This window comes from Enterobacter cloacae complex sp. HYC074_NIDB (genome assembly GCF_056673345.1).
This window is the reverse complement of the sequence record NZ_CP114214.1, coordinates 4122252-4135079: the sequence shown is the minus strand read 5'-3', so window position 1 is coordinate 4135079 and position 12828 is coordinate 4122252. Positions and strand designations below refer to the sequence as shown.

Here is a 12828-nt window from a genome sequence, read left to right as displayed (position 1 = left end):
TTTATTTACTCTCCCTGAGTGACTCTAGCATTACTCCGCTCACCTGCTGCTCGGTCTTTATACACTGTTTCAGTTTTTCGCCCGGAAGTATATTTCCGGAAATACGGTTAAAGATACGATGGAATCCCATCGTATCCTGCGCACAAAAATCTTTTACATCCTCATCAGTGGCAGCAGGAATCACATTGAAATAGAGACGGTGGGCCCGATGACCGACAACCAGCCATAACTGGTTTGCATATTGTTTCGCCAGTTCAGTTAGTTGATATTGCTGGTCTTCTGACTGTAATACTTGCCCCTCCGAATCAGATTGTCCATTCATCAGTACCTCATCCGTTGTAACGGCCTGCATATAAGAATCTGCCAGAACAATCTGCCATTTACAGCCAGGCTGAACTACCCCATTGATTCCTGGAGCGTCTGAAATACGGAGCACAGGTTTCAGCTTTGTCTTATCCTGTTCTTGTGGCTTGTCCTGTTCCTGCGAAGCTCCCGCTGGCGGGTTTGCAAGCCGGGAGGTAAACAGGTCGACCAGGGGCATTAAAGGCAAATTTAATGGCAATGAAGCTGGTCCGGTTTTCATCGTTCTTCTCACCCGGCGCAGGTAGGTCGCTGTCGTACCATACTCCACCTTCCCGGCCTCCAGCCGCAGGTAGCTCCCGCCCCCGATGAGCGTGATGCGCTTCTTGCCCGCAAACGTGATGTCACTCGCAGACGACAGGGTGAGCTTCTTCTCCGCGAACAGCTGCATTCTCCCGTTCTGCGCCTGCATCTCCACCGGGCCTTCACTGGCTTTCAGGCTCAGCTGGCCCGTTCTGGCAAACAGCCCGAGTTCTTCACCCGCCAGCGCCGTCATGTTGCCCATGACACCGGCACTGATATCCCCTCCGGCGTTAATGGCAACGTTTTTTGTGGCTGTCATCTGCATGTGCTCCCCGCTGGTCACGGCAACGCCTTCCGGGGCAGAGAACAGCAGGGTTTCGTTAAGGGGCTTCAGGCGCTGCTCAAACATCTGTATCTGGCTGTCGATATCCGCCTTCAGCGCCTGCGCCTGCTCTGCCGCCATCTCCAGCTGCTGAAGCTGTTTCAGGCAGACGTCGATCTCCCTGAGTGCCGTGCTCATCTCCAGCACCCCGCCTGCGGCCTTCTGCTGCCCGTCCGCGGTGACAAACAGCCCCTTTGCGACGCGAATAACGCCGTGCTCATCGGTCCGGAGTTCAAAGCCTTTGCCCCGGGGCTGCTCCTGCGCGTCCACCAGATGCCCGCTGTTCAGCTGCGTTTTGCCGTATTCCGTGGCGAGCCTGACGTGCTCCTCACCGCGCTTATCCTCCATCCGCAGCTTGTTGTTCGCCGGAGTGCGCAGCACGTTGCGGGTGTGGTTGTCGCGGGAGACAGGGTCCGGATGTTCAGAATCGTGCAGGGCATATGCGATATACGGCAGGTCAATATCACCGTTGCTGTATGCTATCGCCACTTCGGTCCCGTCGGTGAGCGGCGTGTGCCAGCCCAGCGTGTCACCGGCATACGGTTTCGCCATCCGCAGCCACAGGTAGCTGTAACCGGCTTCCGTCCCCTCCCGGTCGAAGTCGAGCTTCACCCGATAGCGGCCCTGCTCGTCAAGGTGAGCGTAAATATCATTTTTCTCCCGGCTCTCGACCCGGGCCGGAAGCGTGCCGTGGATTTCCGGACGCGGGATGTCCGCAGGGCGGAAACAGTACCGTTCGGTGTAAGGCATGCCCCACACCGACACGTGCAGGCGGGAATCACGGGCCCCCCGGAAGGTCACAAGCGTGAGGACAACACCCTCTTTCAGGGCATCAATGACATCGCCCTGCGGCTCCAGCACCTGCCCGGGCGTGAGGTGGGCAGCATTGCTGAACAGGTGAATGCGGGCTGATTTGATGAGTTCCCGCTCGTGATGAATCCGGGCATAAAATGCGCCGGATTCGGTTTCCGGCTCCGGGTCGCTGTCGTCCCCTGCCGTGCGGTACGGCGCGGCGTAGCGGTAGTGCTCACCCGTCGTCACCGCATCACTGCGTACGCTGACCGTCGCATCCATCGGCGTGGTGGCTGTCCGGTAGTTGTAATCCCGTGTGGCGACGGTGCTGGTGACAATCCTGTGCCAGGTGCGCACATCCCAGACGGATTCTGCTGCGCCGTCGAACAGACCCGACGGCTCGCGGTACGGCAGGCGCACATCAAAGTGATAGTTCAGCTGGCTGTCGGCAAAAATGTACGTATCCAGACCGCGCACATCATCCATCTCCGTACGCCAGTAAATCCCCACCTCTGACAGAATGCGCTGGATAAACTGTAAATCCGTCTCCCGCCACTGGGTGATAAGTTCACGCGCCGGATAGCTGCGCTCCAGACGAAACTCAAAGTCCGGCCCATCCAGCCCGTGTCTGCGCAGCACCTGCTCCACCACCTCCGGTACGGACTGGTGCTGGAAAATGCGGCACTGGCGGGTGCGGCTGAGCAGTGCCAGACGGGAGCTCAGCTCCACCTGGTAATGCGACTGGTCGGCGGTGGTGGAAAGCCACTCCAGACGGGTGATGATGCCGTGCACTGCCTTCCCGCTGCGCATGCGCAGGGTGGCGTACTTCATCAGTACCTCTTCGGGGGTGAGGTTATCCTGCGGTGTGGTGAAGTCGATGGTCCATCGGAAGGGCTCGCTGAGCGCCTCGCGGCCCTTAAACCGCAGCACGTCGGGCGTGACGCGGGAGTCCGTAATGTCCAGGGTGTAACGGGTCTGTCCGTCGAAGAGCGCCAGCCAGTTATCCATAACAAAGACCTTTATCTTACTGTGGATAATAAACGACGCGATAGTTACATAACGCAAATTTGTTGTAAATAACGTAATTTTTTAAAAGGGGGGCCTTTTTGCTGCGCAAATAAGAAGGAACAATTCACCATATGAATATTTGAAGTTGAGAATATTCAAACTGGCATCTCTCTATCCGCGCTTGATTGGATATATGGATGTACTGACTAAGTTGACAATATAAGCAAAGCAGTAACTATATGGTTAATGCGAATGTAGAGCGATTTTCTTCAGGATCAGATGCGAGATATTTGTAGGTTGATCGCCGTCACTTTTAGAAAAATGATGCCCAAATAACTCCGACATAAGAAAACTTTCCTCCAAACGCAGAAAAGCCTCATTAAACTTGTGACTTTTTTCTCCCGCTCTCCGGATATGATCTCCCCATATCAATAACTCACACCTGCACCTTCTGACTCGCAATCGCTGGCGATCGGAATCTTATAAAAACAACCAGTTACCCTACAAAATAAGCGAGTGCCCAATGAATATGGCAACAAACAGCAGTGTGATTGTGAGTGATTCCCCTGCGGCAAGGCGGGCGGGAATGAGCGAAAGCGAATGGCGAGAGGCGATCAAATTTGACAGCACCGATACGGGCTGGGTCATCATGAGTATCGGGATGGCTATCGGCGCGGGCATCGTTTTTCTTCCGGTGCAGGTCGGGTTAATGGGGCTGTGGGTGTTTTTACTCTCGTCGATAATTGGTTATCCGGCTATGTACCTGTTCCAGCGCCTGTTTATTAATACGCTGGCGGAATCACCGGAATGCAAAGATTACCCGAGCGTCATTAGCGGTTATTTAGGTAAAAACTGGGGCATCTTATTGGGTGCGCTTTATTTCGTGATGCTGGTGATCTGGATGTTTGTCTATTCCACGGCTATCACCAACGACAGCGCCTCCTATTTGCACACCTTCGGCGTAACCGACGGTTTGCTGTCGGAAAATCCGTTCTACGGCTTATTCCTGATCTGCATTCTGGTCGCCATCTCGTCGCGCGGAGAAAAACTGCTGTTTAAAGTCTCCAGCCTGATGGTGCTGACCAAATTATTTGTAGTGGCGGCGCTGGGTCTTTCGATGATTGGCCTCTGGCATTTAGCCAACGTCGGTATGCTGCCGCCGATGGGGCTGCTGATTAAAAACGCCATTATTACGCTGCCTTTCACCTTAACCTCCATTCTGTTTATTCAGACTTTAAGCCCGATGGTGATTTCCTATCGTTCACGGGAAAAATCCGTAGAGGTGGCGCGTCATAAAGCGCTGCGGGCAATGAATATCGCCTTTGGCGTGCTGTTTGTGACGGTCTTTTTCTACGCGGTCTCCTTCACGCTGGCGATGGGGCACGACGAGGCGGTAAAAGCCTACGAGCAGAATATTTCCGCCCTGGCAATCGCAGCACAGTTCATCAGCGGTGACGGTGCGGGCTGGGTCAAAATCGTCAGCGTGATCCTCAACATTTTCGCCGTGATGACCGCGTTCTTTGGCGTCTATCTCGGCTTTCGTGAGGCGACGCAGGGCATCGTGATGAACATCCTGCGCCGCAAAATGCCGGCGGAAAAAATCAATGAAAATGCCGTCCAGCGCGGAATTATGCTGTTCGCCATCCTGCTGGCCTGGAGCGCGATTGTATTAAACGCGCCGGTGCTGAGCTTCACCTCCATCTGTAGCCCTATTTTCGGGATGGTGGGCTGCTTAATTCCGGCGTGGCTGGTCTACAAAGTGCCCGCACTTCATAAATATAAAGGCGTATCGCTGGTAATTATCGTAATTACCGGGCTGCTGCTTTGTGTTTCTCCTTTCCTCGCCTTCTCATGAGGTTAAATAAGGTCGTAACGATGTCTGAGCAAATTAATCCTTTATGGAACCATTTTATTCGCGCCGTGCAGGAAGAGGTAAAGCCTGCGCTGGGCTGTACCGAACCCGTCTCGCTGGCGCTGGCGTGTGCGATGGCTGCCGGACAGCTTTCCGGTGAGGTAACGCGTATCGAGGCGTGGGTATCGCCGAACCTGATGAAAAACGGGCTTGGCGTAACGGTGCCCGGCACCGGTATGGTCGGTTTACCCATCGCGGCCGCGCTGGGGGCGACAGGCGGTAATGCACACGCCGGGCTGGAGGTGTTGAAAGACGCGTCGGCCGAGGCGCTAACGCGCGCCAAAGCATTGCTGAACGCGGGTCTGGTGCAGGTAAAATTGCAGGAGCCGTGCGATGAGATCCTTTATTCACGCGCCTGCGTTTACGCCGGTGAATCCTCGGCGATGGTGACCATCGCTGGCGGGCACACTCGCGTGGTGGAGGTAGTTTGTCAGGGCGAAACGTGCTTCAGGCTTGACGATCGTCAGAGCCAGAACAACGACGATCCGCTGGCGGTACTCTCGACCACCACGCTGTCACAGATCCTTGAGTTTGTGGAGCAGGTGCCGTTCGACGCGATCCGCTTTATCCTCGATGCGGGGCGGCTGAACGATGCGCTCTCCCGCGAAGGTTTGCGTGGCAACTGGGGGCTGCATATTGGCGCGACGCTCAATAAACAGCGCGCACGCGGCTGGATGGCGCAGGATCTGGGTTCAGACATTATTATCCGCACCAGCGCAGCCTCGGATGCCCGCATGGGAGGCGCGACGCTGCCAGCGATGAGCAACTCGGGTTCCGGGAACCAGGGCATCACCGCCACCATGCCGGTAGTGGTGGTGGCTGAGCACGTTCAGGCTGATGACGAACGGCTGGCGCGGGCGCTGATGCTCTCGCATCTGTCGGCTATCTATATCCATTACCAGCTTCCGCGCTTGTCCGCGTTGTGCGCGGCGACAACCGCCGGAATGGGGGCAGCGGCGGGGATGGCGTGGCTGATGGGCGGATCTTACCAGACCATTGCCATGGCGATCGGCAGTATGATCGGCGACGTGAGCGGGATGATCTGCGATGGGGCTTCTAACAGCTGTGCAATGAAGGTCTCGACCAGCGTCACCAGCGCCTGGAAAGCCGTGATGATGGCGCTGGATGATACTGCCGTGACGGGTAACGAGGGGATTGTGGCGCACGACGTGGAACAGTCGATCTCTAACCTGTGCGCCCTGGCGTGCCGCTCAATGCAGGCGACGGACCGGCAGATCATTGAGATTATGGCGAGTAAGGTGTTGTGATTTAATCCAACCCGTTACCCCTCACCCTAACCCTCTCCCATAGGGAGAGGGAACCGATCGAGCGAGGGGCGTGTTGATCTTAAACCGGCAAATCAATCAACAGCGCGCGCAGCGGCGTATCGGCAACCAGAGTGATATTCGCTTCGTCACGAATAAACGCCCCGTCACCGCAGGTGAGCGCTTCTTTCTCTTCCGTATGCGTGACCGCATGCACCGTTCCGTGAATGGACTGCAAATAGGCACGCGGGCCATGAAGCTGGAAGCTCGCCTGTTCACCTTTTTTCAGTTCGATATGATGCAGCCACACCTGCTGGCGCAACTGCAAGCTGCCTTTGCTGCCGTCTGGCGAGGCAATCAGCTGCTGTTGATCGCCCTTCAGATCGATCTTTTGCACCAGCGGATTTTCCCGCTCCGGACAGGCATCCAGCCACAGCTGCATGCGGGTCAACGTTTTATCTTTGCTGAGGTTATGCTCACTGTAGCTAATACCTGGCTGAGTAGAAATTAACAGCGCCTCGCCAGCCTTCGCCTGGACATGATTGCCCTCGCTATCGCGGTATTCTGCCTCGCCTTCCAGGATCAGGTTCAGGATATCGACTTTCGGGTACGTGCGCGGCTGGAAGGACGCGCCCGGGGCGAGCACTTCCTGATTCAATACACGCAGTGAAGCGTAACCGAGGAGTTTAGGGTCAAAGTAGTGTCCAAAGGAAAAGGTGTAGCGGGCCTGCAACCAACCGAAATCGGCTTGTCCGCACTGTTTCGCTGTTCTTGTCGTAATCATAAACTTGACCTCTCTTTACACTAAATCAATGGTAAAGGTATGGACGCTGCATTGTTAGCCAGATATTCTGCCTGGTATGTTCAAATTTCCTGAATGAGAACGAGATGGCTAAAGAGAGAGCATTGACGCTTGAGGCGCTTCGCGTCATGGACGCGATTGACAGGCGCGGCAGTTTTGCCGCGGCGGCAGATGAACTGGGGCGCGTTCCGTCTGCGCTGAGCTACACCATGCAAAAGCTGGAAGAGGAGCTGGATGTTGTGCTCTTCGATCGCTCCGGTCATCGAACAAAATTCACCAACGTTGGGCGGATGCTGCTGGAGCGCGGCCGCGTATTGCTGGAAGCGGCGGATAAGCTGACGACCGATGCCGAAGCGCTGGCCCGCGGCTGGGAAACCCATCTGACGTTAGTGACCGAAGCGCTGGTGCCCACCGAAGCGCTGTTTCCGCTGGTGGACAAACTGGCCGCGAAAGCCAATACCCAGCTGTCGATCATCACCGAGGTGCTGGCCGGGGCATGGGAGCGTCTTGAGACGGGCAGGGCGGATATCGTGATTGCGCCAGACATGCATTTCCGCTCATCGTCAGAAATCAATTCGCGCAAGCTCTACAGCGTGATGAACGTCTACGTCGCCGCGCCGGATCACCCTATCCATCAGGAGCCGGAGCCGCTCTCTGAGGTCACGCGCGTGAAATACCGCGGCGTGGCGGTCGCGGATACCGCCCGAGAGCGCCCGGTGTTAACGGTACAGTTGCTGGATAAACAGCCGCGACTGACGGTAACGTCGCTGGAAGATAAGCGTCAGGCGCTCCTGGCGGGGCTGGGCGTGGCGACTATGCCGTACCCGTTTGTCGAAAAGGACATTGCAGAAGGGCGGCTGCGCGTCGTCAGCCCGGAATACACCAGCGAAGTGGATATTATTATGGCGTGGCGTCGCGATAGCATGGGCGAAGCCAAATCGTGGTGTTTGCGTGAAATTCCCAAGCTCTTTGCCCACCACAACAAATAAGCGTAGGCCCGGTAAGCGTAAGCGCCACCGGGCAGAATTTACGCGCTTGCCTTAGGATCCGGACCAAAGCGGTTTTCGCCCGGCGTTCCGCTCTGACAGTTGAAAATCAAAATCACGATCCAGCCGATAAGCGGGATCAACAGCAACAGCAGCCACCACGCCGAACGATCGGTGTCGTGGAGACGACGAAACAGTACGGCCCATGAAGGCAGCAGAACTAACACACCATAAATGGTGGTGAGAATGCCTTCACCCCCCTCGCGTTCCCAGCCGAGGATCTTGTCCACAATGCCCAGCACCATAATCAGGACGAAGTTCACCAGAACGAACATCCAGTACTCTTTACGGCGGGCACGGCCACCAAAACCAAAATAGTTGCGCAGTACCTTTAAATACCAGTCCATTTTTCCTTGCCTCTTAATCAGTCAATCACTTGTTTTCTAAGCGATCGAGGTAAGGATAGATGTATGCTGTGAATTAAAAAAGGGAATCAATTGATTCCCTAAATAATTATCCGAAACGCACGTCGCGCCCGTGCGGTTCATCCAGGTCCTGCCACGGGCCAATGGAGATAATGCCCGTTGGGTTGATGGTCTTATGACTGCGGAAATAATGGGTGCGAATATGGTCAAAATTGACCGTCTCCGCAATCCCCGGCATCTGATAGATGTCGCGCAGGAAACCGTGCAGGTTCAGATAATCGCTGATGCGATGCTTGTCGCACTTGAAGTGGGTGACATACACCGGATCGAAGCGGATCAGCGTCGTCCACAGGCGGATGTCTGCTTCGGTGAGGCGATCGCCCGTTAAATAACGATGCTGGCCGAGGATCTGCTCCAGGCGCTCCAGGGATCCAAACACGTTGCCGACCGCTTCGTCGTACGCTTCCTGACTGGTGGCAAAGCCCGCTTTATAGACGCCGTTGTTGACGTTGTCGTAGATCCAGCCGTTCAGCTCGTCAATTTTCTCGCGCAGCTCAACCGGGTAGTAATCCCCGGCGCGGGCGCCGTGCGCGTCAAACGCGGTATTGAACATGCGAATGATTTCAGCGGATTCATTGCTGACGATCGTCTGGTTTTTCTTGTCCCACAGCACCGGCACCGTTACGCGTCCGGTGTAGTGCGGATCGGCGCGCAGATAGAGCTGATACAGGAAATCGTGATGATAAAGCTCATCACCCGTCGCGGCAGGGAAGTCACTGTCGAACGTCCAGCCGTTTTCCAGCATCAGCGGGTTGACCACCGAAACCGGAATTAACGATTCGAGGCCTTTAAGCTTGCGCACAATCAGCGTGCGGTGCGCCCACGGACAGGCGAGAGAAACGTACAGATGATAACGATCTTTCTCCGCCGCGAAGCCGCCTTCGCCGCTCGGGCCGGGTGCGCCGTCGGCGGTCAGCCAGTTACGGAAGGCCGAAACAGAGCGCTTAAAGCGTCCACCGGTGGATTTGGTGTCATACCAGACATCCTGCCAGACGCCGTCTACGAGTTGTCCCATTTTTTTCTCCTCCGTCAGATAGCAAAAGCGAGGAGATGTCTCCTCGCTTTGAATGTAATCAGTATAGCGTGCTTACCACTTCTTATTCAGAAGACGGTCGATGCTGTAGGCGCCCGGGCCCGTGATAGCCAGCAGCAGGAAGCCACCCGCGATGGTCAGGTTTTTCATGAACATCAGGGAGTTCACGCCTTCCGCAAAGTTGCTGTGGAAGATGAACGCGGTCAGCAGGGTAAAGCCTGCGGTGAACAGCGCCGTGGTGCGTGTCAGGAAACCGAACAGCACTGCCAGGCCGCCGCCGAACTCAAGCAGAATGGTCAGTGGCAGCAGGAACCCCGGCACGCCCATCGCTTCCATATACTGCTGAGTGCCCGCATAGCCGGTAATTTTGCCCCAGCCTGCGGTGATGAACAGAATTGGCATCAGAATACGCGCTACCAGTACACCAACATCTTCTAATTTTTTCATTTTACTCTCCAGGAAACCACATCAGCGGCTAAACGTTATTTGCTTGCAAATTCGGGTAGATACCGCGTCTTTGCTGTCGATGGAGAGGAGTGTAAACGGGGCGGATGGCAATTGTTAGCAAGGAAAACTGTTAATCTTCTTCAAAGATATTGAGTAAGGGAGCGTGCGGGCTGGTGCCCTCACCCCATCCCTCTCCCACAGGGAGAGGGGGCAAAAACAAAAAACGGTAACCAGGGTTACCGTTTTGCTTTTTTCACCGCAACTGCTGCTGTCGCAGCGTGGTTTTCACCAGACGCCAGGCGCTCCAGGCGCCAAAGCCGCGACGTGCCCAGCGGATCAGCATGTTAGGATGCCGAACCGACCAGATCGCCATCACGCTGCTGCCGACCAGCGCCCATGAACGCAGGCTCAGGACCGTGTTCCAGCCGCGGTCAAACCGATGCGTGGCTTCAACCCAGTCGCGACGGCTGGCAGACAGATCCAGTCGCTGCTGCTGGATTTGGCTCAACAGATACGCTTTCCGCTTTTGACGTTCGGCTTTGTCGCTCACGACTTATCATCCTCCAGCAGGGCGCGGTCGTTGGCCAGCTCCTGGCGCGTATGACGCAGGAAGGTCGACGTGCGCGCTTTATGCAGGGTCCAGATACCGCCTATCAGCGCCGCCACCAGCAGAACCACGGTAGTCGCAATCATCGCGTTCAGACGATACTGTGGATCGATAGCCCAGATGATTAACACCATCAGGCTCATCAGACCAAACGCGGCAAAGAGCATCGTAAGCCCAAGCATGAGCAGCATCTGGAAGAGGTTGGCTTTCTCCTCTTCCAGCTCCACTACCGCAAGCCGGACGCGCGTTTCGGCAATCCCGACCAGCGTCGTAAGAATACGCTGGCCAATGCCGAGGACGTTTTTAGCAGGCCCTTGTGCGTGACGTGGATCTTCCATAATCAACGACGCGTCAGCAGGACACCCAGCACCACACCCACTGCGGCGCCAATACCCACACCCGTCCATGGATTATCACGTACATATTCGTCTGCGCGCGCAGCCGCTTCGCGGGTCTGTTTCGCCAGTGCATCACCGGTTTCACCCAGACGGTAACGGCTCTCTTTCAGTGCCTGCTCCGCTTTGCTGCGCAGTTTGCTGACTTCTTCTTTCGATTTATCGGCAGAAGAGTTCAGCACCTCTTCCAGGGTGTCCGCCAGGGATTTCAGTTCAGCGCGCAGATTTTCTGAAGTTGTATCTTTTGACATGATTCTCTCCTGTTGAGATTTCCGTTAACTCAATAATCGCGAGCTTCCAGCGCTTTCAGTTCGTCCTGCGCCTCTTGCAACTTCCTCTCGCGCTTGGCAATTTTTTCCGCATCACCTTTCTCTTTCGCTTCTTGCAGGTCTTGACGGCGCTCGGCTATCTCGTCCTTCTGTTCAGCGATTTTTTCCTGATGATCGGCACGCAGCTTGCTGTCCGTACAGTTGTCTTTCACTTCGCTCAACGCTTTTTTCAGTCCGTCGATCCGGTGCTGATTGTTATGCTTTTCGGCATAACTGATTTCGCGTTGGATATCCTGTTCTTTCTCCTGACAAAGAGACATAGCGAAGGAAGCTGTGCTTAAAGAAAAAAGGGCCAGAGCCAGGGTGATGCGGTATTTCATTATAGAAACCTTCCATTGTGTTACGGCGTAAGCCGTGTTCCAGAACTAAGCGGAGAACATCTGAGGGGTGCTCCGCGTACTTAAGCATAGTAAGTAAACGGGAGTTTCACCAAAGTAGGTGAAAATATTCGGAATATTAGTCGTTAACCAAATCGATGCGACGTGTCGCGTAACCGTGACATCCAGGAGGCGACGTGGCTGTCATCATCCTGTTGCGCAATGATGTAACCCTGCGGCAGCGTGCGGTCCAGCACGGCTTTCGCCGCGGCGCTTTGCGCACTGGAGTCAAATTTTATCAGCAGCACATCGTCTTGCGGCGTGATGCTCTTAAAGCGAATCCCGTTTGCGTCGAGATGATGCCAGATGGAAAAACCATCCGGCACGCTGGTTCCTTGGCTCACAGGACGGATAGCCAGCGTCGACTCCTGATGCTGTAGCGCAGACCACAGCAGGATAAGAGCGCTGAACATCATCAGCGCGACGATGGCGTAAGAGAAGCGGCGCAGCGCGAGCGGGGAGATAACCATCGTTAACCCCTGGCTCCGTATTTCTTCTTCCACAGTACGACCAGGGACCCGACCAGGCCAAACACCAGCAGAACGACGGGCAGCAGCATCAGGCAAGACATCAGTTGGTCTTCGTATTTCATAAAGACCGGCGTTTTACCCAGCGCGTAGCCGAGCGTGGTCAGGATCAGCACCCACAGCAAGCCGCTCATCCAGTTAAAGAACTGGAAGCGCGTGCTGCTCAGACCGGACAGGCCCGCAATGGTGGGCAGTAGGGTGCGTACAAATGCGATAAAGCGGCCGATCAGCAAGGCGGAAAGCCCATGCTTATGGAAAAGGTGGTGCGCTCGCTGGTGGTAATGGGCCGGAAGGTGCGAAAGCCAGTTCTGAACGATTCGCGTGTTACCCAGCCATCGCCCCTGAATGTAACTCACCCAGCAGCCCAGGCTGGCGGCAATGGTTAAAAGCAGGACCGTTTGCGGGAAAGCCATCGCCCCTTTTGCACAAAGCACCCCGACCAGTACCAGCAGGCTGTCGCCCGGTAAAAAGGCAGCAGGCAGCAGACCGTTCTCAAGGAACAGGATCATAAATAATACAAAGTAGAGCATGCCAATCATGGACGGGTTGGCCAGCGTTTCGAAATCCTGAGCCCAGAGGGCGTTCAGTAGTTGGGTCAAAAGTTCCATTCAGTGTTCCTGGAAATCGGTTAACGTCACGCCTGTAATTCGGGAAATACAGCACGGCGACATTGTTATGATTTCATTATGGTCGCTCGCGGACACATTGATGTGTGGCCAACACTGTTCCCTGTTAATTGGCTGGTTAGCAAGCACTAACTTACAAAATAACGAAGTGAATCCAATTGTAACAAAGCCCGACGTTCTGCGTCACAGAATTTGAGGGGAAACACGATTTTGGCGTAAGCCACGGAGGGGAGCGAGAAATTTTACAAAGGC

The 12828-nt window shown here is 55.3% G+C and carries 14 protein-coding genes; 3 read left to right on the top strand and 11 right to left on the bottom strand.

Annotation, left to right across the window (positions count from 1 at the left end):
* Window position 1 precedes the first annotated feature (1 nt).
* Complete coding sequence (locus tag O1724_RS20085) at window positions 2–2785, bottom strand: type VI secretion system Vgr family protein (protein ID WP_479983904.1); 2784 nt, start codon at window positions 2783–2785, stop codon at window positions 2–4.
* Window positions 2786–3308: 523 nt separating this feature from the next.
* Between O1724_RS20085 and O1724_RS20080 the strand changes: the two genes are divergently transcribed.
* Together O1724_RS20080 and O1724_RS20075 are read left to right on the top strand one after the other, a co-directional pair.
* Window positions 3309–4640: an SLC5/6 family protein gene (locus O1724_RS20080; RefSeq protein WP_022649483.1), complete on the top strand. Its 1332-nt coding sequence runs from the start codon at window positions 3309–3311 to the stop codon at window positions 4638–4640.
* A gap of 20 nt (window positions 4641–4660) precedes the next feature.
* Entirely contained in the window at window positions 4661–5965 is a 1305-nt protein-coding gene (locus O1724_RS20075; protein ID WP_022651889.1) for an L-cysteine desulfidase family protein, read from the top strand.
* Between the two features lie 79 nt (window positions 5966–6044).
* Here O1724_RS20075 and O1724_RS20070 read toward each other — a convergent pair whose 3' ends face one another.
* On the bottom strand, window positions 6045–6746 hold the full coding sequence (locus tag O1724_RS20070) for a pirin family protein (protein ID WP_003862658.1): 702 nt from the start codon (window positions 6744–6746) through the stop codon (window positions 6045–6047).
* A 104-nt stretch (window positions 6747–6850) separates the two neighbouring features.
* Between O1724_RS20070 and yhaJ the strand changes: the two genes are divergently transcribed.
* Window positions 6851–7753 (top strand): DNA-binding transcriptional regulator YhaJ, encoded by a 903-nt coding sequence (gene yhaJ / locus O1724_RS20065; RefSeq protein WP_045335772.1) that lies wholly within the window; start codon window positions 6851–6853, stop codon window positions 7751–7753.
* Window positions 7754–7791: 38 nt separating this feature from the next.
* Here yhaJ and O1724_RS20060 read toward each other — a convergent pair whose 3' ends face one another.
* The 9 genes from O1724_RS20060 to yqjA all read right to left on the bottom strand — a co-directional run bounded on the left by O1724_RS20060 (window position 7792) and on the right by yqjA (window position 12558).
* Window positions 7792–8157: a DUF805 domain-containing protein gene (locus O1724_RS20060; RefSeq protein WP_000384149.1), complete on the bottom strand. Its 366-nt coding sequence runs from the start codon at window positions 8155–8157 to the stop codon at window positions 7792–7794.
* A gap of 106 nt (window positions 8158–8263) precedes the next feature.
* Window positions 8264–9250 carry a glutathione S-transferase family protein gene (locus O1724_RS20055; protein ID WP_003862653.1) on the bottom strand — a complete coding sequence of 329 codons (987 nt, stop codon included), beginning with the start codon at window positions 9248–9250 and terminating at the stop codon, window positions 8264–8266.
* Window positions 9251–9322: 72 nt separating this feature from the next.
* Window positions 9323–9715, bottom strand: a complete 393-nt coding sequence (locus O1724_RS20050) for a DoxX family protein (protein ID WP_003862651.1) — start codon at window positions 9713–9715, stop codon at window positions 9323–9325.
* 253 nt (window positions 9716–9968) lie between these two features.
* Window positions 9969–10265, bottom strand: a complete 297-nt coding sequence (locus O1724_RS20045; RefSeq protein WP_003862649.1) for a YqjK-like family protein — start codon at window positions 10263–10265, stop codon at window positions 9969–9971.
* Window positions 10262–10660, bottom strand: coding sequence for a phage holin family protein (locus tag O1724_RS20040; protein WP_003862647.1), 399 nt, complete (start codon window positions 10658–10660; stop codon window positions 10262–10264). The genes O1724_RS20045 and O1724_RS20040 overlap by 4 nt, the downstream gene beginning before the upstream one ends.
* 2 nt (window positions 10661–10662) lie before the next feature.
* Window positions 10663–10968: an ElaB/YgaM/YqjD family protein gene (locus tag O1724_RS20035; protein WP_003862645.1), complete on the bottom strand. Its 306-nt coding sequence runs from the start codon at window positions 10966–10968 to the stop codon at window positions 10663–10665.
* Window positions 10969–10997: 29 nt separating this feature from the next.
* The gene (locus O1724_RS20030; RefSeq protein ID WP_017382428.1) at window positions 10998–11366 is read right to left on the bottom strand and encodes a DUF1090 domain-containing protein; all 369 of its coding nucleotides are present in this window, start codon (window positions 11364–11366) and stop codon (window positions 10998–11000) included.
* Between the two features lie 143 nt (window positions 11367–11509).
* The gene (mzrA, locus tag O1724_RS20025) at window positions 11510–11893 is read right to left on the bottom strand and encodes an EnvZ/OmpR regulon moderator MzrA (RefSeq protein WP_003862640.1); all 384 of its coding nucleotides are present in this window, start codon (window positions 11891–11893) and stop codon (window positions 11510–11512) included.
* Between the two features lie 2 nt (window positions 11894–11895).
* Window positions 11896–12558, bottom strand: a complete 663-nt coding sequence (yqjA, locus tag O1724_RS20020; RefSeq protein ID WP_003862638.1) for a DedA family general envelope maintenance protein YqjA — start codon at window positions 12556–12558, stop codon at window positions 11896–11898.
* Window positions 12559–12828 lie beyond the last annotated feature (270 nt).

Coding starts and splice junctions, on each gene's coding strand:
- O1724_RS20085 (WP_479983904.1), bottom strand. CDS start 2,785: ATGGATAACTGGCTGGCGCTCTTCGACGGACAGACCCGTTACACCCTG.
- O1724_RS20080 (WP_022649483.1), top strand. CDS start 3,309: ATGAATATGGCAACAAACAGCAGTGTGATTGTGAGTGATTCCCCTGCG.
- O1724_RS20075 (WP_022651889.1), top strand. CDS start 4,661: ATGTCTGAGCAAATTAATCCTTTATGGAACCATTTTATTCGCGCCGTG.
- O1724_RS20070 (WP_003862658.1), bottom strand. CDS start 6,746: ATGATTACGACAAGAACAGCGAAACAGTGCGGACAAGCCGATTTCGGT.
- yhaJ (WP_045335772.1), top strand. CDS start 6,851: ATGGCTAAAGAGAGAGCATTGACGCTTGAGGCGCTTCGCGTCATGGAC.
- O1724_RS20060 (WP_000384149.1), bottom strand. CDS start 8,157: ATGGACTGGTATTTAAAGGTACTGCGCAACTATTTTGGTTTTGGTGGC.
- O1724_RS20055 (WP_003862653.1), bottom strand. CDS start 9,250: ATGGGACAACTCGTAGACGGCGTCTGGCAGGATGTCTGGTATGACACC.
- O1724_RS20050 (WP_003862651.1), bottom strand. CDS start 9,715: ATGAAAAAATTAGAAGATGTTGGTGTACTGGTAGCGCGTATTCTGATG.
- O1724_RS20040 (WP_003862647.1), bottom strand. CDS start 10,660: ATGGAAGATCCACGTCACGCACAAGGGCCTGCTAAAAACGTCCTCGGC.
- O1724_RS20035 (WP_003862645.1), bottom strand. CDS start 10,968: ATGTCAAAAGATACAACTTCAGAAAATCTGCGCGCTGAACTGAAATCC.
- O1724_RS20030 (WP_017382428.1), bottom strand. CDS start 11,366: ATGAAATACCGCATCACCCTGGCTCTGGCCCTTTTTTCTTTAAGCACA.
- mzrA (WP_003862640.1), bottom strand. CDS start 11,893: ATGGTTATCTCCCCGCTCGCGCTGCGCCGCTTCTCTTACGCCATCGTC.
- yqjA (WP_003862638.1), bottom strand. CDS start 12,558: ATGGAACTTTTGACCCAACTACTGAACGCCCTCTGGGCTCAGGATTTC.